Source organism: Candidatus Ruthia magnifica str. Cm (Calyptogena magnifica) (assembly GCF_000015105.1).
Lineage (GTDB): Bacteria > Pseudomonadota > Gammaproteobacteria > PS1 > Pseudothioglobaceae > Ruthia > Ruthia magnifica.
Genome location: NC_008610.1, coordinates 498938 through 522434 on the forward strand (window position 1 = coordinate 498938; position 23497 = coordinate 522434).

Consider the following 23497-nt stretch of genomic DNA (forward strand, 5'->3'; position numbering starts at 1 on the left):
ATTTTAAACATAAAGGTTAATTAAGTGAAAGAACAGTTCGAAGTTATTGAGATTGATAATGAAATAATGACACTTAAAGTTAATCAAACAGGTGGTTGTCATAGTTGTGAAGCGAGTAGTGGCTGTGGTACAGGTATATTGGCTAATTATTTTAATCAGTATTCTGTTTTTAACAAGCCATACCAAAATGGTGTATCAGTGGGTGATTTTGTAACATTAGAAATTTCCTCAAGTGAATTATTTTTGCGTGCATTTATGCTTTATATTGCTCCGATATTGACCTTATTTTTAGGCGCTGCTATTGGTATGGCGTTTTTTCCTCAACAAGAGTTCTGGCATATTTTATTTTCAGGTATTGGCCTTATTGTAATGTTATTTAGTTGTCGATGGTTTTTCAAGTAGAAACTTTTATTTAATTTAAATGGTTATTTTCTTTTCTATAAAAATGCTTATGTTTCGTTAATTTATGGATAATTAAACCATTTATATAATATAAATTCTTAAATTATGCCAGGTCAAGACATCGATCCTTTAGAAACCCAAGAATGGTTAGAAGCTTTTAAATCTGTTGCTCGTGTTGAAGGCGATGATCGTGCTAAGTTTTTATTAAATCAATTAATGGACATGGCACATCATGAAGGTATGGATTTACCAACGGGTGTTAATACCTCCTATCTCAACAGTATTTCCAAAGAAAAAGAAGTAGCAACAGACATTAATGCAGACATTGAAGAGAGAATTTCAGCCATTATCCGTTGGAATGCAATGGTAATGGTTGTGAAGGCTAATCAATTACCATATGATTTAGGTGGACATATTGCTTCATTTGCATCAAGTGCAACTTTGTACGAAGTTGGTTTTAACCATTTTTATCGTGGTCCTGACGCTGAGCAAGGTGCAGATTTGATTTTCTTTCAAGGGCATATTTCACCAGGTATTTATTCTCGTGCTTATTTAGAAGGTCGCTTGACTGAAGCACAAATGTTGAAGTTCCGTCAAGAGGTTGGAAAGGAGGGATTATCTTCTTATCCACACCCATGGCTAATGCCAGATTTTTGGCAGTTTCCAACAGTGTCAATGGGTTTAGGGCCAATTATGGCAATTTATCAAGCGCGGTTTATGAAATATCTTCATCATCGTGAAATTAAACAAACTAACAAGCGCACTGTTTGGGCATATTTAGGCGATGGAGAAACTGATGAGCCAGAATCATTAGGCGCTATTTCAATGGCAGGCCGTGAAAAGTTAGATAATCTTATTTTTGTTATTAATTGTAATCTTCAGCGTCTTGATGGGCCTGTGCGTGGTAATGGTAAAATCATTCAAGAGTTGGAGGGTATGTTTCGTGGTGCAGGTTGGAATGTGATTAAGGTTATTTGGGGTGGCAAGTGGGATGCATTATTTGCTAAAGATACTCAAGGGCTTTTAAAAAAACGCATGGAAGAAGTTGTGGATGGTGAATATCAGGCTTACAAAGCCAAAGATGGTGCCTATGTACGTAAGCATTTTTTTGGTAAGTATCCTGAATTATTAGCCATGGTTGAGCACATGAGTGATGATGAAATTTATCATCTTAATCGTGGTGGTCATGATCCTTATAAGGTATTCCAAGCTTATCATGCAGCTAAAGCATGTCATGATAAGCCAACAGTTATTTTAGCTAAAACTGTTAAAGGTTATGGCATGGGTGAAGCAGGAGAAGGTCAAAATACGACACACTCTCAGAAAAAATTAGGACTTAAACAAGTTGAAATTTTTGCCAAACGTTTTGATGTGCCAGTTACTGAAGAAGATGTTAAAGCTTTAAATTTTTACAAGCCAGCACCTGATAGTGAAGAAATGGTTTATATGCGAGCTAGACGTGAAAAACTGGGCGGCTCATTACCAGTACGTGCATTTGACTTAGAACAAATAAAAATACCTGAATTGAGTGTGTTTGAAACACTACTCAAATCCAGTAACAATCGTAAAATGTCAACTACAATGGCACTTAATCGAGTGATGACGTTACTAGTTCGAGATAAGCAATTAGGTCCTAAGATTGTACCGATCATTCCTGATGAAGCGCGTACTTTTGGTATGGAAGGCTTGTTTAGACAATTGGGTATTTATTCTGCTTCTGGACAACTTTATCAGCCTGAAGATTCAGACAAGGTTATGTGGTACAAGGAGGATAAAAAAGGTCAAGTTTTGCAGGAAGGTATTAATGAAGCTGGTGCAATTTCTAATTGGATTGCTGCAGCTACAGCTTATGCAACACATAACACCACCATGATTCCGTTTTATATTTATTACTCAAAATTTGGTTTTCAACGTGTTGGAGATTTGGCTTGGGCAGCAGGGGACATGCAAGCTAAAGGCTTTTTAATTGGTGGTATAGCAGGGCGTACAACGCTTAATGGTGAAGGTTTGCAGCATCAAGATGGTGATTCTCAATTGGTGGCAAATACAATTCCAAATTGTGTTTCTTATGACCCAACTTATAGCTACGAATTAACGGTCATTATTCGTTCTGGACTTTATAGAATGTATGAAAAACATGAAAATATTTTTTATTACATCACCACAATGAATGAATTATACACACACCCAGAAATGCCAAAAAATACTGAAGAAGGTATTATTAAAGGCATGTATAAACTAAGTGTCATTGGTAAGAGTACTACACAAGTACAGTTAATGGGCTCTGGAACCATTTTAAGAGAAGTGGAAAAAGCCGCACAGATGTTAGCTGATGATTGGAATGTGAAATCCAGTATTTGGTCGGTGACAAGTTTTAACGAATTAACACGTGAAGCACAAGCTATTGATAGAGTGAATCGTTTTAATACAACCAGTATTGCACAAGTGCCTTATATTACAAAATGTTTAGAAAATGCCAAAGGCCCAGTCATTGTAGCAACTGATTACATGCGTAATTTTGCTGAGCAAGTGCGTAAGTATGTACCTAATCGATATGAAGTATTAGGTACAGATGGTTTTGGACGCTCTGATTCAAGAGCCGCACTTAGAGAATTCTTTGAGGTTGATGCTAGATATGTAACGATAGCAACATTAAAATCACTTGTAGATGAAGGTGAAATTGAAATCTCAATTGTCGCAAAAGCGATTGAAAAATATAAGCTCAATATCAATAAGCCCAATCCAATGACGGTATAAGTTTTAAATTAAGATAGGAAAAAACATGATTCAAATAAGTGAAGTGAACTTAAGAAAATTAGGTGTAATTATGAAATTTAAAGATCTAATAATGCTAATTAATGATGATTATGATTACACACTAACTGTATTTACCAATGATGAATTAGAAAATACAGTAGATGAGAATCAAGACAACGCTAAATTACTTTGCTACTAATTAATAGTACTAGAAACACCACATTGTTTTGGTCAACACCAAGAAGTATTTAGGACTACGTATAGTAACTTACATAGTAATATTTGTAACTTTATTACTTATGGCTGGGATAGATTGACTTTTGATGTTTCTATGTTGAATCGTAAATAGGTAGCAACCATTGTTCAAATAATTGGTAAGTTGTCAAATGCGGCGTCTGGTTGTTTGGTTGTTTATGACGACTCTCTTGAGTATTGTTAGATTGTCTAATTTTTATGGATAAATGTTTAAGTATTTCTTCCAATTCATCAATTTTTTTAGTTTGACGAAATGCCACATTGTTTAACGTCTCAATAGCATGTTCAAAGTGAACTAGTTTTTTTCTAATTCTATTATTTTTTATCCACAGCACTTTCCCGCTATATTCATAAACACCAAAACCAATCAATACAAGAATAATACCGCTTAATTGCACATTAGTTAAGGTTTTATGATTAAGTGTTGAGCTAAGTAATAACGCAAATCCAGGCGTAATAAGTGATTACAGTGCTATAAATAATAGAGAAGTTAGCTTTGGATATTGTTTCCAGTTAAGAGTCAACTGATTATAAATAAAGGTGTATTTATTATGAGTGCGTTAGTTGTTTGTTTCAAGTGCTGATATGTACACATTAATATATTTGTTTTACCGAGATAAATGCTTGAAAAGCCATGGTTTTAGTCATTTAGTACTCCTGGAATGAGTAGGTTTGAGGTGTTTAATAATGAATACAAGTCTAAGCAAAGCCAATTATTTTACTAAAACTCTTACTCTTGAGGTAAATAATACCAGATGACAATCACTAATAAAAAGACTGAAATTATTTGTATGATAATAAGCTAACCATATTAAACCACCCATTGGGTGGTTTAATACAAAACTAATTAGTTTTTAAGTTACTTTTCTAATAATACTTTACGAGATAATTTAATACGGCCTCTGTCTAAACTTAAGACTTTAACGTCAATTTCATCACCTTCTTTAAGGTGATTTTCTACTTTATCAACGCGTTCATGGGCAATTTCAGAGATATGTAACAAGCCATCTTGATTAGGTTTAATATTAATAAAAGCACCAAAATCAACAATTTTAACAACCTTGCCAGTGTAAACTTTACCTATCTTAGGTGTGGTAGTCACATCTTTTACCATTTGCATGGCTGTGTCAAAAGATTTTTGGTCATTGGAAAAAATATTAACATTACCATTATCATCCACATCAACACTAGCACTAGAAGTTGAAATGATACCTTTAATGGTTTCTCCGCCTTTGCCAATTAAATCACGGATTTTATCAGTTTGAATTTTAATAACGGCAGTTTTAGGTGTATTTTTGTTTGACGTGTTAGGTTCGCAAATGACTTGATTCATTTGCCCTAAAATATTCAATCTTGCTTCTTTGGCTTGTTTTAAAGCAATCTCCATAATTTCACGAGTGATGCCTTGGATTTTAATGTCCATTTGTAATGCATTTATACCACGTGATGTACCAGCTACTTTAAAGTCCATATCACCTAAGTGATCCTCATCGCCTAAAATGTCAGTCAATATGGTAAATCTATCACCTTCTTTAACCAAACCCATAGCAATACCAGCAACTGGTGCTTTGATTGGAACGCCTGCATCCATTAATGATAATGACGCACCACAAATACTGGCCATAGAGCTAGAACCATTAGATTCAGTAATTTCTGATACCACACGAACTGTATATGGAAATTCTTCAATTGAAGGTAAACAAGCAGCAATACCACGGCGCACTAAACGACCATGGCCAATTTCACGACGTTTGGTGGTGCCTACACGACCAATTTCACCCACGCAGTATGGTGGGAAGTTGTAATGCAATAAAAAGTAATCATTTTGACGTTCAGAAGATTCTAATTTTTCAATTAACTGAGCTTCACGTTTAGAACCTAGTGTGGTTACCACTAAAGCTTGCGTTTCACCACGAGTAAACAAAGCAGAACCATGTGTATTTTCTAAAACGCCTGTTTCTATTTTTAACTCGCGAACGGTTTCATTATCACGACCATCGATACGTGGATCGTTATTTAAGATACGCTCACGTACAGTTGATTTCTCAACTTTATTAAAGTATTTGCTGACTTCATCAATAGAATTTCCATTTTTATCTTCATTTACTAACGCTTCAATTGCAGCTGTTTTTATTTCACCGACTTTGACATGACGGTTAAGTTTTTCTTTAATTTTGTAGGCTTCGTTAATCTGCTTACCAAATTGTGATTTGATATTGCTTAACAAGACTTCGTTAGTAGCAGGTGCTTCCCAATCCCATTTTTGTACACCAACTTGTGTGACAAACTCAGCAATATTGGTAATGGCAACTTGGTATTGTTCATGTGCGTATATAATCGCATCTAGTATAATCTTTTCAGAAAGCTCGCTCGCTTCTGATTCAACCATTAATATCGCCTTATCAGTGCCTGCAACCACCATATCTAAATCTGAATCAACCAGTTCAGTATAAGTTGGGTTAAGGGTGTATTTTCCATTAGAATAACCAACACGAGCACTACCAATTGGCCCGTTAAACGGAATGCCAGAAATGCTTAGCGCGGCAGATACACCTAACATTGAAATAATATCTGGATCAACCTCTGAGTTTGCAGAAATAACTGTAATAAGTACTTGTACTTCGTTCATGAAACCGTTTGGAAACAGGGGGCGAATGGGACGGTCAATCAGTCTAGAAGTTAGTGTTTCTTTCTCGCTAGGTCTTGCTTCACGTTTTAAGAAACCGCCAGGAATTTTGCCAGCTGCGTAAGTTTTTTCAATATAATCAACAGATAACGGAAAAAAATCTTGCCCAGGATGCATTTTTTTAGAACCAACAACTGTTACCAATACTTGCGTGTCATCCATGCTTACTAATACTGCACCATGTGCTTGCCTGGCAATACGACCTGTTTCTAATGTAATTGTGTGCTTGCCCATGACAAAGCTTTTTGTGTTAATACCCATGAAACCTCCAAATAAAAGTTAAAAATAAGTTTATGGTTTGAACCTAATAAGCTTTATTTGAAATATATTCTAAGTACTGAAATAAGCAAATTTTTCTTTGCCTATAGTGAACACATTTTTAGATAAAACTTAAACTCAAATTAAACCATAAAACGAGGTCATTATACCCACGACAAAATATGGCCAAATTTAATATTGGACTGTTTGCTAGTGCTTTTGATTGTTTTTAAATTATTTTTTATATAATCAGACCCTAAATTTTCTCTTTAAGCAGGGTGAAGAGGGTGAATGAAAGAAAAAGACAATTATACTGATTATGTTGCTATTTTTCGGTATTATTGGTAGGAAAGTGTTTTGGCTCTTGGGTGTGTTCAATTAATATTGTGCCTGTACTGTTAATTAAGCATACAAAACGAAAGTGGTGGCATTTTTAATAAAATGCGTTATTGACTGTTAGAAATGAATTTGTTATTAGTGTAGTTAAGAAGTGTACTTGTTTGGAAATTGGTTTGAGAGCCTAATGTTTATGTTAATGAAAGTTGATTGTTAATGATTTAAAGTTGCTATTGTTTTTAATGAATAAATTTAATTGATATTGGTATTTTTTGAAGAGAATAAATAAATGAGTATTACAAGAAGAGCGTTTATAAAAAATAGCGCAATAGTAGTCACTGTAATAACTACTTGCATGACAATAGCAAGTGTATTGTGATTTAATAAGTTCAATATTCCAGAGTGACTAAAACTTCAATTAAGGGTAAAACCATTTATGATAAATACCATATCAACATTCATTGATATGGCGTTATTTTCCATTTAAGCGTGTTTGTCATATCACACACCACTTTTCACTATCAGAGTAAAGCTTTTATTATTGTCTAATGATTTTTTAATACTTCGTCAATGGGCATTACCGATTGTAATAATGATGCAAGTTGACGAGTGATAATGTTCATAAGCAATGCTTAATCTAGGTCAAAACCAAAATTTTGCATTTACTTTGTCTAACTGCAAAATAGTGAGCTTGTTGGCTTTGTAATTGTTGGTAGGTAGATTTTTAGTGTCGCTTTCAATAAAGCCTGTACTTTGTTTACCATTAACATCACTGGCTTTTTGTATTCAAAAATATTCATATTGACACAGCTCTAATGGACTCATCAAGGCTAGTATCACCACTCAAGCAAAGTTGAATGATTACCAGCAGTATTTAGAATTTGAGCTTTTGACTTGGTTGTGAATGAGTATTTTTATTTTTTCGTTAATGGTTAACAACTCATGCAACCCACTGCTTGATAAATAACACCGAATTTACTAATGTTTAATTTTTGTTGTTCTTTTGTGCCAGTTGTGTGCTTGTTTGTGTTTCTAACACAAGGCCTGAATCAAGCGTTATGTTAGTATACGCCTAGGAAACTAGGAGAAAGTAAAAGCTGGACTCCACACCCATATCTCGCAGGCGTGTAATTGCACTAACTATGTGGTATTTATACTTCGAGTCTTCAGTAGTGGTTATTAAGTTCAGTGTTATTTAATTCCGTCAACGCTGTATACAGCATAATTGTTTTTCCAGAGTAGATCCAGTGACCAATAAAATACGATGAGGTTTGTGTATTGAAGGTATTAAAGTCTACGTATATAGGAGGTGGATCTAATATACTTAGTTACTTAGTTGTAAACGTTCTGTTTGTCTATCAAGTAAGCGTAATATAAATTTTTCCGCATAATGAATGGTGGAAACATGCATATCCACAGATAAAAGAAAGCCTAATGATTATTGATGATAATTTGGTGCTTCTTTTGTAATGGAGACATCGTGAACATGGGATTCAACCATGCCTGCTGAGGTGACCTGTACAAATTGTGCATTTGTGCGCATTTTTTCTAATGTATCACAACCAGTATAGCCCATAGAAGATCTAACGCCGCCAACCATCTGATGAATGATAGAGCGCATAGAGCCTTTAAATGGAACGCGTCCTTCAACACCTTCCGGTACTAATTTGTCAGCTTTAAAATCTGATTGGAAATAGCGATCAGATGAGCCATGTGCTTGGTTCATTGCGCCTAGTGAGCCCATGCCGCGATAGGATTTGTAAGAACGTCCCTGGTAAAGTTCAATTTCGCCTGGAGATTCTTCAGTGCCCGCTAGCATTGAGCCTAACATAACGCAGTATGCGCCAGCAGCGAACGCTTTGGCAATGTCGCCAGAATAGCGAATACCACCATCGGCAATAATTGGTATACCCGTACCTTTGAGTGCATCTGCTACTTCTGAAATGGCGCTGATTTGTGGCACACCTACACCAGCAACAATGCGAGTGGTACAAATACTACCTGGACCAATACCAACTTTTACACAGTCTGCACCCACTTTTACTAAATCTAGTGCTGCTGCACCTGTGGCGATATTACCGGCAATAATAGACAAGTTTGGGTGTTTTCTTTTGGTTTTTACAACTCTATCAAGAACACCTTGAGAGTGTCCATGCGCAGTGTCAATAACAATAACGTCCACACCCGCTTCAACAAGTGCATCAATACGCTCGCTTGTACCAATAGTAACACCAACAGCAGCACCTACGCGTAAACGCTCTTCTGAGTCTTTACAAGCATTAGGAAAATCTGTTGATTTTTGAATATCGCTGACATTAATCATGCCTTTAAGGTTAAAGGCATGATCTGTTATGACAACGCGCTCAATGCGGTATTTTTGTAATAACGACCTTACTTCGCTCATGCCTGTTCCTTCTTGAACGGTAATTAATTTGTTTTGTGGGGTCATGACGTTTTCAACCAATTCACCCAAACGGGTTTCGAACCTTACATCTCTACTTGTCACTAAGCCGACAATAATATTACCCTCAAGCACAGGTAAAGCAGAAATATTATGCTGTTGCTGCATTTTTAAGACATCAGAAATGGTTTTTTTTGGTGAGATAGTGATTGGCTCTCTGATAATGCCTGATTCAAAACGTTTGACGCGACGTACTTCATTGGCCTGCTCTGCCACTGACATATTTTTATGAATAATACCAATACCACCTTCTTGGGCAATGGTAATAGCTAGTTTGGACTCGGTGACGGTGTCCATTGCTGCTGAAAGAATGGGTATATTAAGAGTGATATTTTTAGTTAATTGTGTTGTTAGGCCTACTTCTTTTGGCATAGTTTTTGAATGTGCGGGGGCTAACAATACGTCATCAAATGTGTATGCGGTTTTTAGTAAATTCATTAATATCTCCTACGATTAACAAAGTTTGGAAAAATGAAACCTATCATTATGCCAAAAAATAATACCAAGCTACCTACAATGAACCAATTACGAGAACTAGAATCTTGCGTGGCGGTACTGTTGCTTTCTAACAATTGAATCTCAGCTTTTAATTGTAATACTTTCGTGGTAAGCTTTTCGTTAGAATATTCAAGTTTTAATGCGTCTTTATAAATTTGCTCAATGTGTTGCTTTTCAGCTTGAGATTTGCTAATTTGCATAGAAAGTTTGATATTTTTATTTTTTAGTGTTTTAATTTGTTTTTCAAGTTCCGTGTTTCTTTTGCTTTGTTTGGTGGTTAGTAATTGGTTGGCATTGTGTCTTTGTCTAAGTTTTTCTAATTGTACTCTTGCTGGTGGATTGTTAGATAGATATCTTGAAATAACCCAACCTGTTGAATTCTCATACTTAACTTGACTCCAGCCGTCTTCAGTGGCTTGTAGGATGGAAAGTTTTGAGCCAGAAGATAAAGAACGCAATATGTTACCACCAAATGTTTTATCTTCGCGCATTGGAATGTCTACTTGGTCAGTGATGTAGACAAATGACCTGGCATTAGCAAGCGTACAGAGTAGTATGAGTGTTAATAATAAATGTTTAATTAAATTCATAAGTTGGATATTTTTTTAAGTTGATTGTTGAAATCATTAATAGTAGACAGTGTTATAGCTAGTCTTTTTTTTTCTATATTAATGATTGTTTTAGGTGCACCTTTTATAAAATTTCCATTGTTTAATTTACCCTCAAATTGACTTTTTTGTTTTTCTAATTTGTCAATTTCTTTATTAAGGCGTGCAATTTCTTGGTTTTTGTTTATCAAGCCAGCCAATGGAATAAAAATTTTCATACCACCAACCAAGGCGGTGGCTGATTCTGGTGCTTGCTCTGTGATGGTTAGCTTGTCAATACTTTCCATTTTTACTAGTGAGTTTAGGATGTTTATATTATTTGCTAGATATTGCTTATCTGTAGTATTAAAGTTTTGCACAAAACAAGGTAGTGGCTTTAAAGGTGGAATATTCATTTCACCACGAATTTGACGAATACCTAAAATAAAAGTTTGTAGCCATTTAATCTCTACCTCGGCTTTGACAGATATTAAATTATTAATTACTTTCGGATAAGATTGAGTCATTAAACTGATGTTATCATGGTTTGCAATGATATTACATTGCTCAAAAATTTCCTCAGTGATAAATGGAATGATAGGGTGTAACAAAGTTACTATTTCTCTTAGTACTTTGATTAAAGTGGCTCGTGTGCCTGCTTTAGTCGTATCATCTTGTAATAACGGCTTAGACAATTCAAGATACCAATTGCAATAGTCGTGCCAAACAAACTCATATAAAGTTTGGCTCATTAAATCAAGGCGATAATCATTTAAGTGCTTTTCAACGTTGGCTTTGGTATTTTGTAAACGAGATAAAATCCACTTATCAGCGGTTGATAATTGTGCATTAATATCAATGGTTTCACCTTCAAGTTTCATCAATACGAAACGTGAAGCATTCCAAAGTTTGTTGCAAAAATTGCGATAGCCCTCAACTCGCTTTAAATTAAATTTAATATCACGACCAAAAGAAGCTAAGGCAGCAAAAGTAAAGCGTAGCGCGTCAGTACCAAAGGCGGGAATGCCATCAGAAAACTCTTTTTTGGTTTGTTTTTTGGTTTTTTCTACCATTTTGGGTTGCATTAACCCTTGCGTGCGTTTTTTAAGTAAATCTCTCAAGGTAATACCATCAATTAAATCAATTGGGTCGAGCACATTGCCGTTGAATTTAGACATTTTTTGCCCTTGTCCGTCTTTAATTAAGCCGGTGATATAAATGTCTTTAAAAGGTATCTTACCTGTAAATTTAAGTCCAAACATAATCATGCGAGCAACCCAAAAAAAGATAATATCAAAGCCAGTGACCAACACATCGGTTGGATAAAAACGTGACAAATCAGACGTTTTTTTAGGCCAGCCTAGTGTTGAAAATGGCCATAGAGCTGAAGAGAACCAAGTATCAAGCACATCTTCATCTTGAATGAGTATTACACCTTCTCCTGCTTGTTTTTGCGCTTGTTCAAGTGAGTCTGCAACAAAGATATTGCCTTTGTCGTCATACCACGCAGGAATACGATGTCCCCACCAAATTTGGCGAGAAATGCACCAATCTTGAATGTTGTCCATCCAGTTAAAATAAGTTTTGTTCCAGTTTTCAGGAATAAAACGAATATCTCCATTTTTAACCGCATCAATGGCAGGCTGGGCCAATGGCTTTATTTTAACAAACCATTGGTTGGTTAAATAAGGCTCAATGACTGCATTTGTTCTATCACCACGCGGTATTATTGATTTATGTGGCTCGATTTTCTCTAGTAAATTTTGATTATCTAAATCTTGAATGATTTGCTTACGAGCCTCAAATCTATCCATACCTATGTAAGAACTATAAACTACGTTGTTAATTTTAGCATCATCAGTTAAGATGTTAATAACCTCTAAATGATGGCGTAGTCCCATCTCAAAATCGTTAAAGTCATGAGCAGGGGTGATTTTAACGCATCCTGTACCAAATTCCATATCGACATAATCGTCTTTAATGATTGGGATTTTTCGATTAGTTAAGGGCAAGTCAATGGTTTTGCCAATCAGATGTGTATACCGCTTATCATCAGGATGAACAGCAACGGCACCATCACCCAGCATGGTTTCAGGGCGTGTGGTTGCAACAACTATCACCTTTCCAGTATTGGTAACAGGGTAACGCATATGCCAAAGTGATCCTTGTTCTTCGGTGCTAATGACTTCAAGGTCAGATATAGCAGTGTGTAATATTGGGTCCCAATTAACCAAGCGCTTGCCGCGATAAATCAGTCCCTCTTCAAAAAGTTGTATGAATACTTTTTTAACAGCATTAGACAAGTCATCATCCATGGTAAATCGCTCTTTTTTCCAATCAACTGACGAACCAAGTCTGCGCATTTGTGAAGTGATTGTACCACCATATTTTGCCTTCCAATCCCAAATCTTATCAATAAACTTATCCCGACCAACCTCATGACGAGTCATGTCTTGCATTGTTAATTGGCGCTCAACCACCATTTGTGTGGCAATACCTGCATGGTCTATACCTGGTTGCCAGAGGGTTTGATCGCCATTTACACGATGATAGCGCGTTAATATGTCCATAATCGTATGCTGGAAAGCATGACCCATGTGTAGCGAACCTGTAACATTTGGGGGTGGTAGCATAATACAGTAAGCATTTTTGCTGGTGGTATTTGAATCAGACGAGAATAAGTTTTTATCTTCCCAAAGTGAACGAAATTTTGCTTCAATTTGTTCTGGATTGTAAGTTTTTTTCATTAAAAGAGTAAGATAGATTAAACCACTTGATTATATTATATCATCAAAATTAAATTGGTTAATAAAGCTTGGTTTGTGTATTTACTTCATTATGTCAACAACCCGCTTTATTGTGGTACTAGTAATGATATTAGCAAACGTATCAGACAACATAATGGCGAATAAAAGATGATGCGAAGTACACAGGTGTGTGAGTTGGTTTGTCAAGAAAAAGTGAGTAATAAAAGCCAGATACTTAATAAGTTGGTACGAAATTAAAAAAATGACTTACAAATTTTCTGTGAAGATTATAGAAGTCATTTTAAAGTTGTTATTAATTTATGAGTTAGTCATCATACGCTCATAATCCATAAAAGTTTTTATCGATGAGATTATTTAAACTAGGCCAAAAGATATCATCATTAAATTCACAGAAGAATTTTTAATTTTTTTAGATTAGCAGTGTGTGAAACAAAAAATAATTAAAATCTTACGTATTTCCATTTGGGTGAGAGTGAATTTCAGAGATGATTCTTATTAATTTAAAGTTGTCATCTAATAATTGCATAATTTTTTTTATATCATATTGCACAAAATTAAGCTTTAAATAAAACTTGGAACTATTGGGTGATAATATAGATAGTAAGGAATAATCATCTTTTTTAACTTGGTTAGTTTTTCAATATGAGATTTTCGGTTTTTTCATCTATTAAAAAGTGAAATACAGAACGATCATGTTTAAGAGTTAAACTCTAGAATATTTTCATGATGCTTTAACATTATTTGAAAGTTTTAATAATGATAAATTAATATAATTCTTGTCAATCAAATTATCATCCATTATTTCATTAAGGATTTTAATATCAATCATTATGTATTCACCGTTTAGGATGATTTCAACAGAACTGAGGTGGCTTTTCAGTGGCGAATAGATTTTTGATTTCTGCTTATGCTTTTTTCATATTGTCTTGTGCACTTTCTGGGCTTTTCATTGTCCCGGCTATTCCACCTTTAAACATGATTAATCTTCTTGATTGAGTTGATGTTAATTTTTGTATCGAATATTTTTTCTAATTTTTGCACGCCTTTATCATTCAAAAATTGTGTTTGTATTTTTGCCATTTTTTCATTATGCGCTTGAGTTTGTTTTTGTGCCAATGTTTGAGCATTGGGCTTGCCAAGATTAATCACTAAATTTAATGTTGAATTTTTTTGTCTAAGTGTTGTTAACATGCTTTTTTGTACTTGATCACTTAGTAAATTAGCAAATTGATTATCTAGAGTTAGTGTTAACGTTGCATTATTAGTATTGTCAAACAGTGTATTTTTTACCAATATTTGCGCACCGTTTTTAAACTCCAGTGTCTGGATAAGTGTTTCCCATTGTTGCTGATTGTTAATGTCAAGTATAGTGGGTTTTGTAATGCCTGGTTTTTCTTCTACTTTTGGTTGTAATTTTTCCTCAATTGGCGCTGATATTTTAACTTCAGACTTAATTTCTATCATTTTTTTTTCTGTGTTAGGTTGAGTGTCACTACGAAATGCTAACATTCTAAGTAGTGTCATCTCAAATCCAATTTGTTCACTAGGGGCTAGTGCCATATCTTTAGAGCCGTTGATTGACATTTGATAAAAAATTTGTAAATCAAAGTTTGATATTTGTGTGCTAAGATTTTGGATGGTCTTGTTGCTTTCAGTATTAACAATTTGTGAAATAGATATTTTGTGAAATAACGAGCTTAAATCTTTAAGTGCATTGCTAAGGTTTTCACCACGGCGAGATAAGTCTTTAATAAAATCAATTACAGCTTTGGCATCTTGGCTAAATAAATGTGTTGTTAATTTAATAATATCATCATGATGCACCAAGCCCAGCATGGCTTTAATGTCAGCGTTAGTTACCGTACCTTTACCATAAGAAATTGATTGATCAAGTAAACTCAGTGCATCGCGCATTGAACCATTACCAAAATCAGCAATTTGACCAAGAGCTGATTCTTCATAGCTTAGTACTTCAGCATTCATGATAAATTTTAACTGTTCTAGAATTTCATCATGAGTCAGTTGTTGTAATGTGAATTGCAAGCAACGTGATAAAACGGTTACGGGTAGTTTTTGTGGATCTGTGGTTACTAATAAGAATTTAACGTGTTCTGGCGGCTCTTCAAGGGTTTTTAAAAGCGCGTTAAAGCTGTTTTTGGAAAGCATATGCACTTCATCAATAAGATAAATCTTATAGCGATTTTTGCTTGGCATATATTGTGCATTTTCTAAAATATCACGCATGTTATCCACCCCTGTATGTGAGGCAGCATCAAGTTCAATTAAATCAATAGATTGACCTTTGTCAATTTCAACACAAGTAGCGCATTTGTCACAAGGCTTTGAGCTAATACCTTGTTCACAATTAATAGATTTGGCAAGAATTCTAGCAATCGTGGTTTTGCCAACACCACGTGTACCTGTGAATAAAAAACCGTGATGCAAATTATTAGCATCAAGTGCATTGATTAGGGTTTTTTTGGTGTGTGTTTGACCTACCAATTTAACAAAAGAATGCGGACGATACTTCCTAGCTAGAACTTGATAGTGCTCACTCATAAAAAATAGGATTGATTATATTAAAAGTGATAGCACCAAAAATATAATCCAACACAAAAAAAGTTATTACCGTTGCTTCTTTCCAGATCTGGCGGGTTTCATAACCATTCATTGTCGGCATACCTTTGATACCATCAAAAGTTATTTTACATTTAGTCTGACTAATTTGTTGGCTAATTCTAAACGTTTTGGTGTACCTATATCTTGCCAGTATCCAGTATAGTGTTCTGCACTAATTTGATTTTTAGCGATGGCTACTTTTAACACCTTTGAAAGTGCTAATTTTTTCTCAAATAAATAAAACTTGAATAGAGTGGGATGGTAAATACCAATACCAGAAAAAGTATAGGTTTTTGTGTTTGCTAAGATTAATTGAGTGTTGTTTAATGAAAAATCACCTGCTGGATTGTGCTTAGGATTGTCAATTAGTACAAGGTGAGCTAGTGAGTTTATTGGGAGTGTTAGAGTTGACAAATCATAATCACAAAGTACATCGCTGTTAATAACAACAAAAGGATTGATGCCTAACAAAGGCAATGCTTTTATAATACCACCTGCAGTTTCTAACGCGCCTTTTGATTCGTCACTATAGTGAATGTTGACACCAAATTTTGAGCCATTACCAAGATAAGACTTAATTTGTTCGCCTAAATGTGAAATATTAATGACTATTTTGGTAATACCAGAATTTTTTAAGGCGTTAATTGAATGTTCAATGAGTGTTAAATCACGAACCTTAATTAAAGGTTTTGGTATGTTTTTAGTCAGCGGCATCATGCGTTTTCCTCGACCTGCTGCTAGAATCATACCAAACATAAAAGTTCTTTAAGTACTGCAAGTTCTGGGTATTTATTGGCTATTTGTTGTACGTACTTTTTAACCAATGGTAGGTCATTTAAGTATTGGTGTTTGTTGTCTCTAATTGATAGACGTTTAAAGATACCCAATATTTTCAAATGACGTTGCAATCCCATCAATTCAAACTGTTTTTCAAATTGAAGAAATTCAATATCAATATTAGCTTGGTTATAGTAGTATTGTAAAAGCGCTTGCAATTCAAAGGGTTGCAATTCAAAGTAAGCATCTTTAAGCAGTGAACATAAATCATAAGTATTTGAACCAATTAGTGCATCTTGAAAATCAATCACACCCAAATCATTATCTTTTAGCGCCATTAAGTTGCGACAATGATAATCACGATGTACAAACACTTGTTCTGAATTGAGTGCATTATCAGACAATAACCGAAAAATATTTTGCAAATTTTGAAGATGAGCACTGGATAGTATTTTTGGTAAGTACCAGTCTATTAGTAGTTGCATTTCAGCGTTAAGCAGTTGTTTGTCGTATTTTTTAAGTGCTAGGTTTTTGGTATTAATAGTTTGTATTTTGATGAGTTCATTAATGGCTATTTTATATAAATCAAGATTAAAATTTCCATTTAAAGCTTGTAAAAATGTGGTTGATCCCAAATCCTCTAATAGTAAAAAACCTTGTTTTAAATCTACGCTGATTATTTTTGGTGCGTGAATATTATGCCGGTTAAGCAGTTTAGCAATTTTGATAAAAGATCCAATATTTTCCTTTAAGGAAAGTGCATCCATGGCAATAAAAGTTTCTTGCTGATACTGAACTCTAAAATAACGACGAAAACTAGCGTCGTCACTTGCATGTGTGAATTCAAAATTTTGATGACCAAAGAAATTTTTAAGCCAAATGTCTAGTTTATCAGGGTGTTCATCATACATTTTTTAAACTTTGGTAGTAATCATAAATACAGTTCCAGATATTACCAATATTGCCACGGTTGATTAACTTACCATCAACTTTGGTAATGGGCATAATTTCACGCGTAGAGCTAGAAATCCATAGCTCGTCTGCAATGTTTAGCTCATTCATTGAAAATGAGGTTTCTTTAATAGGAATATGACATGCTCTTGCACTTTTTAGTACTAAATCGCGAGTAATGCCAGATAGGATGTGAGCACTAGTCGGATGGGTAAATAGCGTGTTATTTTTGATTATAAATACATTAGAAGTCGCACCTTCAGTCACTTGATTGTCTCGATAAAGAATAATTTCTTCAACGTTTTTTTCTTTTGCTTGTTGTAAATACATGACATTGGCTAAAAGAGAAGTGGATTTAATATCACATCGATGCCAGCGAATATCTGGCTGGGTGATGGCTGAAAATCCTGCTTTAAGTGCTTGCTTGGTTTTGGTTAGTAAAGGATTAGATTCGATATAAACTGTTGGTGTTAAATCATTAAAACTGTATTTACGTTTATCACTTACACCACGACTTATTTGTAAATAAATTGATTGCTCTTTGTTATCGTAAAAGCCAAGAAGTTTACTCAGAATATTGTACCATTCTTTTAGATTATATGGGTTTTTGATTTTGACTGAATCAAGGCTTGCTTGTAAGCGTAATAGATGTGCATTAAGGTGAAATATTTTGTTGTTATAAACAGGAATGATCTCATAAACACCATCGCCAAACAAAAAACCTCTATCCATCACAGAAATATGTGCTTGGTTTTTTTCAATAAATTCGTTGTTTAAAAATATCACTAAAACCCAATAGCTCCAAGCATACGAGAGAAAAAGCTTGCTTGTTGTATATTTTCAAGCGCAATTAGTGGAATACTTACTATGGTTTTACCTCTAAATTGGATGAGTAATTTTCCAACAATATCACCTTTTTTGATAGGTGCTGACAAAGCTGTATCAAGTTGAATCACTTGGTCTGAAAGTTTAAACTGGCCACGTACTAGAGTAAAGCTGCCTACCTTTGATGTACCTACCTTTAGTGTATCTTTGGTTGCACTGGCAATAGGCACTTCTTTTTTGATATCTTTAATGGTTTGAGTTTCGAAAAAACGAAAGCCATAATCAAGAATTTTTTGTGTTTGAGAGGTTCGAGCGTTCACGCTACTAGACCCTAAAACAACAGAAATCAAACGCATACCAGCGCGTTTAGCACTGGCTACTAAGTTATAACCTGCTTTTTTAGTAAATCCAGTTTTTAGACCATCCACTGTATGATCGCTCCATAGTAGTTTATTACGATTACGTTGTTTAATGCCGTGGTAAGTGAATTCTTTTTGTGAGTACCACTGATAGAATTTTGGAAAGTCTCTGATCGTTGCTATTGCTAATAGTGTTATATCAGCGGCAGTGGTGTATTGATTATCGTTTGGCAAGCCAGAAGCATTCTCAAACCAAGAATTATTCATACCAAGTTGACGTGCATATTCATTCATATAAGTGGTAAACGTACTTTCAGTTCCTGCAATATGTTCAGCCAAGGCGACAGCAGAATCGTTACCAGATTGAATAATCATGCCTTTAAGCAATGTTTCAAGTTTAATGCTTTTGCCCACTTCTACAAAACTTTTTGAGCCACCTGTTTTCCACGCCTTTTTACTGATACGTACTTCATCTTCTAAGCTGATACGACCATCGTTAATAAATTGGAAAACAACATAGGCTGTCATTAGTTTGGTTAGACTTGCTGGTGCACGCTTGTCATGTTGTTTGCTACTTGCAATGACTTTTCCGGAATTATAATCAACAATACTATAAGCAGCAGTAGATATTTTCGGTGCTTTTGGAGTGATAAAGATTACTGCTTGAGTATTTAAGACAAGAGAAGATATAAGGATGACCAATGGTTTGATGATTAATTGATATTGCATAAAGTATTAGTTGTTTAGTTGTTTAATGCTTGTCTGAACTTATTTGATAGTTGATAAATTACCACAGTACATCTATTATCATGATTATAACGCGTTAGCACGTAAAAATTCTAAAAAGTGAACCAAGTTTCATTGATTTCATCTTATGGTGGGTAAACGCTAATTTGATTTTATTTTTAATATCTTGATGAGTATTCAAACTTTTATTGTGCCAATATTTGGATATTTTTTAGATTTGTTGACGCTTAATCTAGTGTATTTTCAGTGTTTTAATTGAAACGTAATAGGTCTTGCAAATTCACCCACATCATGCCACCATAAGAGTTTTGTATGAATAAAGATAGAATGAAGTTTTCACATGATATAAACTAGAATTTTTTTTCTATAATTGCCAAAGTTGAATACGTGTCTTTTTTGTTGCCGTAATTGGTCTCAATTAAAAATAGTAACAATAATTTTTGCAGATACATTATTCTAAGTTAATAGGGTAATGACATCGACCGACACTAATACCTGCTAAGGTATTAGCAATCAAAGAACAAATGATACCTAGGTTTATTTTTTGCCAATTAACCCAGTATTTACTTTTCAGTATGTTTAAGCGTTATTAAGTTACCTTGTCAAAAGTTGATGTCATTTTTAATACGTTGTTTAGTAATAAACAAATTTTTATCTACAAGTGTTAGCTCTTTATTTAAAAAAATAAAGAGTAATTCATCTTTGTTAAAACCATTTTTTTAATAAAATCATGAGTCGCTGGTAAAGTTTTAGCAGCAATCAAGCTAGAAAAATAAATTAATTTTGTAAATATCTTGGTGTTTTGTGCTTGCGAATTGCCATGACAATGCCAAAGCTAGACATTAAAGTGATGAGTGATGAACCGCCATAACTAATCAGTGGTAATGGCACACCCACTACAGGTAATAGCCCAGATACCATGCCAATATTAACAAAAATATAAGTAAAGAAGATGAGAGTTAAACTCGCACCTAATAGTTTTGAAAAATTATCTTCTGACTGGAAAGAAATTACCAATAATCGATAGATAATTAGCCCGTACAAAATAAATAAGAATATAACACCTATAAAACCCAATTCTTCAGCGATCACAGCAAAGATAAAATCAGTTGCATGCTCAGGTAGGAAATTAAGTTGAGATTGAGAGCCTTGCTCCAAACCTTTGCCAACCAGACCGCCAGATCCAATCGCAATTTTTGATTGCAAGATATGATAGCCAGAACCTAACGGGTTAGAACTTGGGTCAATCAAAGTTAGGATGCGTTTTTTTTGATAATCCATTAATAGATAGCTCCATGTAACATAAGCACCTGAGGTGATAATTGATGAAATTAGTGCAAAATTCAACCAATTATTTTTAAGAATTTGAACATGGATGCCTGAAAAAAACAACACGTAAAAGCCAGAAGCGCCAATTAATAGCGAAGTGCCCAAATCTGGCTGTTTGGCAATGAGTATTACGATTAAAATAATGGCAACAATGGATAAAAAAATAGGTAGTGGTTTTGGCGGCAAGGTTTTTTCACTAAGAATTGAAGCAATGGCGATAGGGACGATAACTTTCATAATTTCAGAAGGCTGAAAACGTATAAAACCCAAATTAAGCCAGCGTTGAGCGCCACCACTGCTTGAGCCAAAAACTAAGACTAAAATCAGTAAAAAGATACCAAACAACATCAAGTAAGGAGAAAGACGCCTAAGTTGGTAGGGTGGTATTTGGGCAATTACTAGCATCGCACTAATTGCTAGTACAAAATGAAACACTTGTTTATAAATAGTTTGTATAGAGCTCGCTGAGGCTGAATAAAGCACAACAAGTCCAAATCCACTGAGTATTATAATCAATAAAAATAAAGGCGTATCCATCTTAAAGTAATGCCAATAATGGCGTATTTTTGCAATACTTAATAATTTCATAACAATAACAAACCAACAGATCTGGTATCAGATAATAGTAAGTTAAAACTTCGACATGCTGATTTATTATTCATACTTTCAGTGCCAATACCCATTTGCCGAATAGCCTCTTGTTGTTTTGGGTGTAAAAATTGATGTGTTGCACCTGTGCCGATAATTAGTAAATCAATATCATCTTGATTAGACAGGGGAAATAATGAAATTTTATCAATATCATCAAGATGAGCCATATCAACTTCACAATAATAACGAGAAGAAATAAAACAAGGAATTTTAAACTGTGCATGTGCTAATTTAACATAGCGTTCTTCGATAGAAACAATACTGTTATAACTTGCTTCTTGTTGGTTAAATTCCATGATATTACAGTGACTATTTGGTGAGTAAAAGCATATTATAACAGTGTAAAATTAATTACTTTCTATATTAGAGAGGCAGATGTCAAATTTAAGCAATACAGACATATACGATGCAGATTTATCCAGCGGCGTTACTGCATTTGATACTAAGAATTTTACCATGGCGTATCAATTATTAGCCCCACTTGCCACAAAGGGTAATACTGAGGCTTTATGGCGTGTTGGTATGATGCAAATGAATGGTTTAGGTATGGTCGAAAACCAGCCTTTAGGATTTGAAAACTTCCTGCAAGCAGCAAGTCAAGGGCATGCATTTGCTCATCACATGCTAGGTGTAGCATATATGACTGGCGAAGGCGTAGAAAAAGATATTGTAAAGTCTATTGAGTGGTTTGAAAAAGGCGCTGAATTTGGCATTCCTGGTCCGATGTATGCACTAGGCATGTTGTTTGAAGATGATAAAGAGGTTAAACAAGATTTAGAAAAAGCGAAATATTGGTTTGACAAAGCTGATAGAGTAAGTCCATAATAATAATGAAATCAAGATTTGCTCCATCCCCAACAGGCTGCCTACATATAGGCGGTGCTAGAACTGCACTTTTTGCTTGGGTTTGGGCCAAAAAGCAACATGGTAAATTTGTATTACGTATTGAAGATACAGATTTAGAGCGCTCAAACCAAGCATCCGTTGATGCAATTTTACAAGGTATGAATTGGCTTGGGCTTGACTATGATGAAGGCCCTTTTTATCAAACAGATCGTTTTAATCGGTACAAGCAAGTTGTTCGGCAACTATTAGATGAAAAAAAAGCCTATTATTGTGAATGCTCTAAAGAGCGCCTACAAATCTTACATGAAGATTTAATCAAGCAAGGTAAAAAAGTCAGGTATGACGGTTGTTGTCGAGATAAGAATCTAAATGATGGTGTTGTACGTTTTAACAATCCAGAAGATGGTTTGGTGATTTTTAATGATGTGATTAAAGGGCAAATTTCAATCAATAATAAAGAATTGGATGATTTAATTATCGTTCGCAGCGATGGCACACCAACTTATAATTTAACTGTGGTAGTTGATGACCATGATATGCAAATTGATTGTGTTATTCGTGGTGATGACCATATTAACAACACCCCCAAGCAAATTAACCTTTATCAGGCATTAGGCTGGCATTTACCAGAATTTGCTCATTTACCCATGATTTTAAGCAGTGATGGTGCACGTCTTTCAAAACGTCATGACGCTGTAAGTATCATGACTTATCGAGATGCGGGATTTTTGCCTGAAGCTTTGCTTAATTATTTAGCTCGTTTGGGTTGGTCGTATGGAGACCAAGAAATATTTTCTATGGATGAAATTGTTAAATTATTTGAATTAAAGAGCATCAATAAGGCGCCTGCAAGTTTTAATCAGGATAAGCTTTTATGGCTCAATCAAAAAATTATTAAAAATTCTAGTGTTGAAAATTTGCTTAATAATTTAACTTGGCATCTGCAAAACCAGGCAATTACTATTACAAATGCGCCTAATATTGAAGCGGTTGTTCAATACTTGCAAAATAGATGTAAAACTTTGGTTGACATGGCAGGTGAAGTAAAAATGTTTTATCAAGATTTCGATACTTTTGATGAAAAACTTGCCAAAAGATACCTTAAAGATAAAACACCACTCAAGCATTTATTTGCAAAACTAGAAGCTCTAAGAATCTGGAAAGCCAACAACATTAAACAAGCTGTTAAAGAAGTGTGTTTTGAGCTTAACATTAGTTTTGGTAAAGTAGGCCAACCATTCAGGCTTGCACTAAGTGGTAATGGCAATGCAGGTAGTATTGATATTGTAGCTGAACTGGTTGGTAAAAATAAAGCGTTATCACGTTTAAAAATGGCGATTGATTCTTAAAAGATAGAATAAGCAATAGTAAAAAATACCCATAAA

Annotated in this window: 18 protein-coding genes and 1 other RNA gene; 6 read left to right on the forward strand and 13 right to left on the reverse strand. The window is 34.6% G+C overall.

The genetic code is table 11. The annotated features are described in order from the left end of the window. Window positions 1-24 precede the first annotated feature (24 nt). From RMAG_RS02300 to RMAG_RS06310, 3 genes are all read left to right on the forward strand, one after another. On the forward strand, window positions 25-402 hold the full coding sequence (locus tag RMAG_RS02300) for a SoxR reducing system RseC family protein (RefSeq protein WP_011737840.1): 378 nt from the start codon (window positions 25-27) through the stop codon (window positions 400-402). A 105-nt stretch (window positions 403-507) separates the two neighbouring features. Then, on the forward strand, window positions 508-3159 hold the full coding sequence (gene aceE, locus RMAG_RS02305) for a pyruvate dehydrogenase (acetyl-transferring), homodimeric type (protein WP_011737841.1): 2652 nt from the start codon (window positions 508-510) through the stop codon (window positions 3157-3159). A 25-nt stretch (window positions 3160-3184) separates the two neighbouring features. After that, window positions 3185-3358, forward strand: coding sequence for a HopJ type III effector protein (locus RMAG_RS06310; RefSeq protein WP_148196286.1), 174 nt, complete (start codon window positions 3185-3187; stop codon window positions 3356-3358). 130 nt (window positions 3359-3488) lie between these two features. On the opposite strand, the gene RMAG_RS02310 is transcribed toward RMAG_RS06310, so the two are convergent. The 5 genes from RMAG_RS02310 to RMAG_RS02330 form a co-directional block, all read right to left on the reverse strand. Beyond that, window positions 3489-3812, reverse strand: a complete 324-nt coding sequence (locus RMAG_RS02310; protein ID WP_011737842.1) for a SlyX family protein — start codon at window positions 3810-3812, stop codon at window positions 3489-3491. 461 nt (window positions 3813-4273) lie between these two features. Then, window positions 4274-6361: a polyribonucleotide nucleotidyltransferase gene (gene pnp, locus RMAG_RS02315; protein WP_011737843.1), complete on the reverse strand. Its 2088-nt coding sequence runs from the start codon at window positions 6359-6361 to the stop codon at window positions 4274-4276. A 1771-nt stretch (window positions 6362-8132) separates the two neighbouring features. Then, window positions 8133-9593 carry an IMP dehydrogenase gene (gene guaB, locus RMAG_RS02320; RefSeq protein ID WP_011737844.1) on the reverse strand — a complete coding sequence of 487 codons (1461 nt, stop codon included), beginning with the start codon at window positions 9591-9593 and terminating at the stop codon, window positions 8133-8135. Next, window positions 9593-10243: a TIGR04211 family SH3 domain-containing protein gene (locus RMAG_RS02325; RefSeq protein ID WP_011737845.1), complete on the reverse strand. Its 651-nt coding sequence runs from the start codon at window positions 10241-10243 to the stop codon at window positions 9593-9595. The genes guaB and RMAG_RS02325 overlap by 1 nt, the downstream gene beginning before the upstream one ends. Next, the gene (locus tag RMAG_RS02330) at window positions 10240-12987 is read right to left on the reverse strand and encodes a valine--tRNA ligase (protein ID WP_011737846.1); all 2748 of its coding nucleotides are present in this window, start codon (window positions 12985-12987) and stop codon (window positions 10240-10242) included. The genes RMAG_RS02325 and RMAG_RS02330 overlap by 4 nt, the downstream gene beginning before the upstream one ends. Window positions 12988-13062: 75 nt before the next feature. On the opposite strand from RMAG_RS02330, the gene RMAG_RS06240 reads away from it, so the two are divergent. Further along, window positions 13063-13152, forward strand: coding sequence for a GIY-YIG nuclease family protein (locus tag RMAG_RS06240; RefSeq protein ID WP_157834514.1), 90 nt, complete (start codon window positions 13063-13065; stop codon window positions 13150-13152). Between the two features lie 825 nt (window positions 13153-13977). Here the strand turns inward: RMAG_RS06240 and dnaX are convergent. The 8 genes from dnaX to RMAG_RS02365 all read right to left on the reverse strand — a co-directional run bounded on the left by dnaX (window position 13978) and on the right by RMAG_RS02365 (window position 21562). Further along, complete coding sequence (gene dnaX, locus RMAG_RS02335; RefSeq protein ID WP_011737847.1) at window positions 13978-15567, reverse strand: DNA polymerase III subunit gamma/tau; 1590 nt, start codon at window positions 15565-15567, stop codon at window positions 13978-13980. A 33-nt stretch (window positions 15568-15600) separates the two neighbouring features. Then, an RNA gene (gene ffs / locus RMAG_RS05460) (signal recognition particle sRNA small type) lies at window positions 15601-15695 on the reverse strand. A 13-nt stretch (window positions 15696-15708) separates the two neighbouring features. Further along, window positions 15709-16383, reverse strand: coding sequence for an N-acetylmuramate alpha-1-phosphate uridylyltransferase MurU (gene murU / locus RMAG_RS02340; protein WP_011737848.1), 675 nt, complete (start codon window positions 16381-16383; stop codon window positions 15709-15711). Further along, complete coding sequence (locus tag RMAG_RS02345; protein WP_011737849.1) at window positions 16371-17315, reverse strand: aminoglycoside phosphotransferase family protein; 945 nt, start codon at window positions 17313-17315, stop codon at window positions 16371-16373. The genes murU and RMAG_RS02345 overlap by 13 nt, the downstream gene beginning before the upstream one ends. Then, window positions 17308-18141, reverse strand: coding sequence for an aminotransferase class IV (locus RMAG_RS02350; RefSeq protein ID WP_011737850.1), 834 nt, complete (start codon window positions 18139-18141; stop codon window positions 17308-17310). The genes RMAG_RS02345 and RMAG_RS02350 overlap by 8 nt, the downstream gene beginning before the upstream one ends. Next, window positions 18141-19268, reverse strand: a complete 1128-nt coding sequence (locus tag RMAG_RS02355) for a D-alanyl-D-alanine carboxypeptidase family protein (RefSeq protein WP_011737851.1) — start codon at window positions 19266-19268, stop codon at window positions 18141-18143. Before RMAG_RS02355 ends, RMAG_RS02350 begins: the two co-directional genes overlap by 1 nt. Window positions 19269-20063: 795 nt before the next feature. Further along, window positions 20064-21203 (reverse strand): rod shape-determining protein RodA, encoded by a 1140-nt coding sequence (gene rodA, locus RMAG_RS02360; protein WP_011737852.1) that lies wholly within the window; start codon window positions 21201-21203, stop codon window positions 20064-20066. Beyond that, a complete protein-coding gene (locus RMAG_RS02365; protein ID WP_011737853.1) occupies window positions 21200-21562 on the reverse strand; it encodes an Mth938-like domain-containing protein in 363 nt (120 codons plus the stop codon). The genes rodA and RMAG_RS02365 overlap by 4 nt, the downstream gene beginning before the upstream one ends. A gap of 79 nt (window positions 21563-21641) precedes the next feature. Between RMAG_RS02365 and RMAG_RS02370 the strand changes: the two genes are divergently transcribed. Together RMAG_RS02370 and gltX are read left to right on the forward strand one after the other, a co-directional pair. Then, window positions 21642-22091, forward strand: a complete 450-nt coding sequence (locus RMAG_RS02370) for a tetratricopeptide repeat protein (RefSeq protein ID WP_011737854.1) — start codon at window positions 21642-21644, stop codon at window positions 22089-22091. A gap of 5 nt (window positions 22092-22096) precedes the next feature. Further along, complete coding sequence (gene gltX / locus RMAG_RS02375; protein ID WP_011737855.1) at window positions 22097-23461, forward strand: glutamate--tRNA ligase; 1365 nt, start codon at window positions 22097-22099, stop codon at window positions 23459-23461. The last annotated feature ends 36 nt before the right edge of the window (window positions 23462-23497 follow it).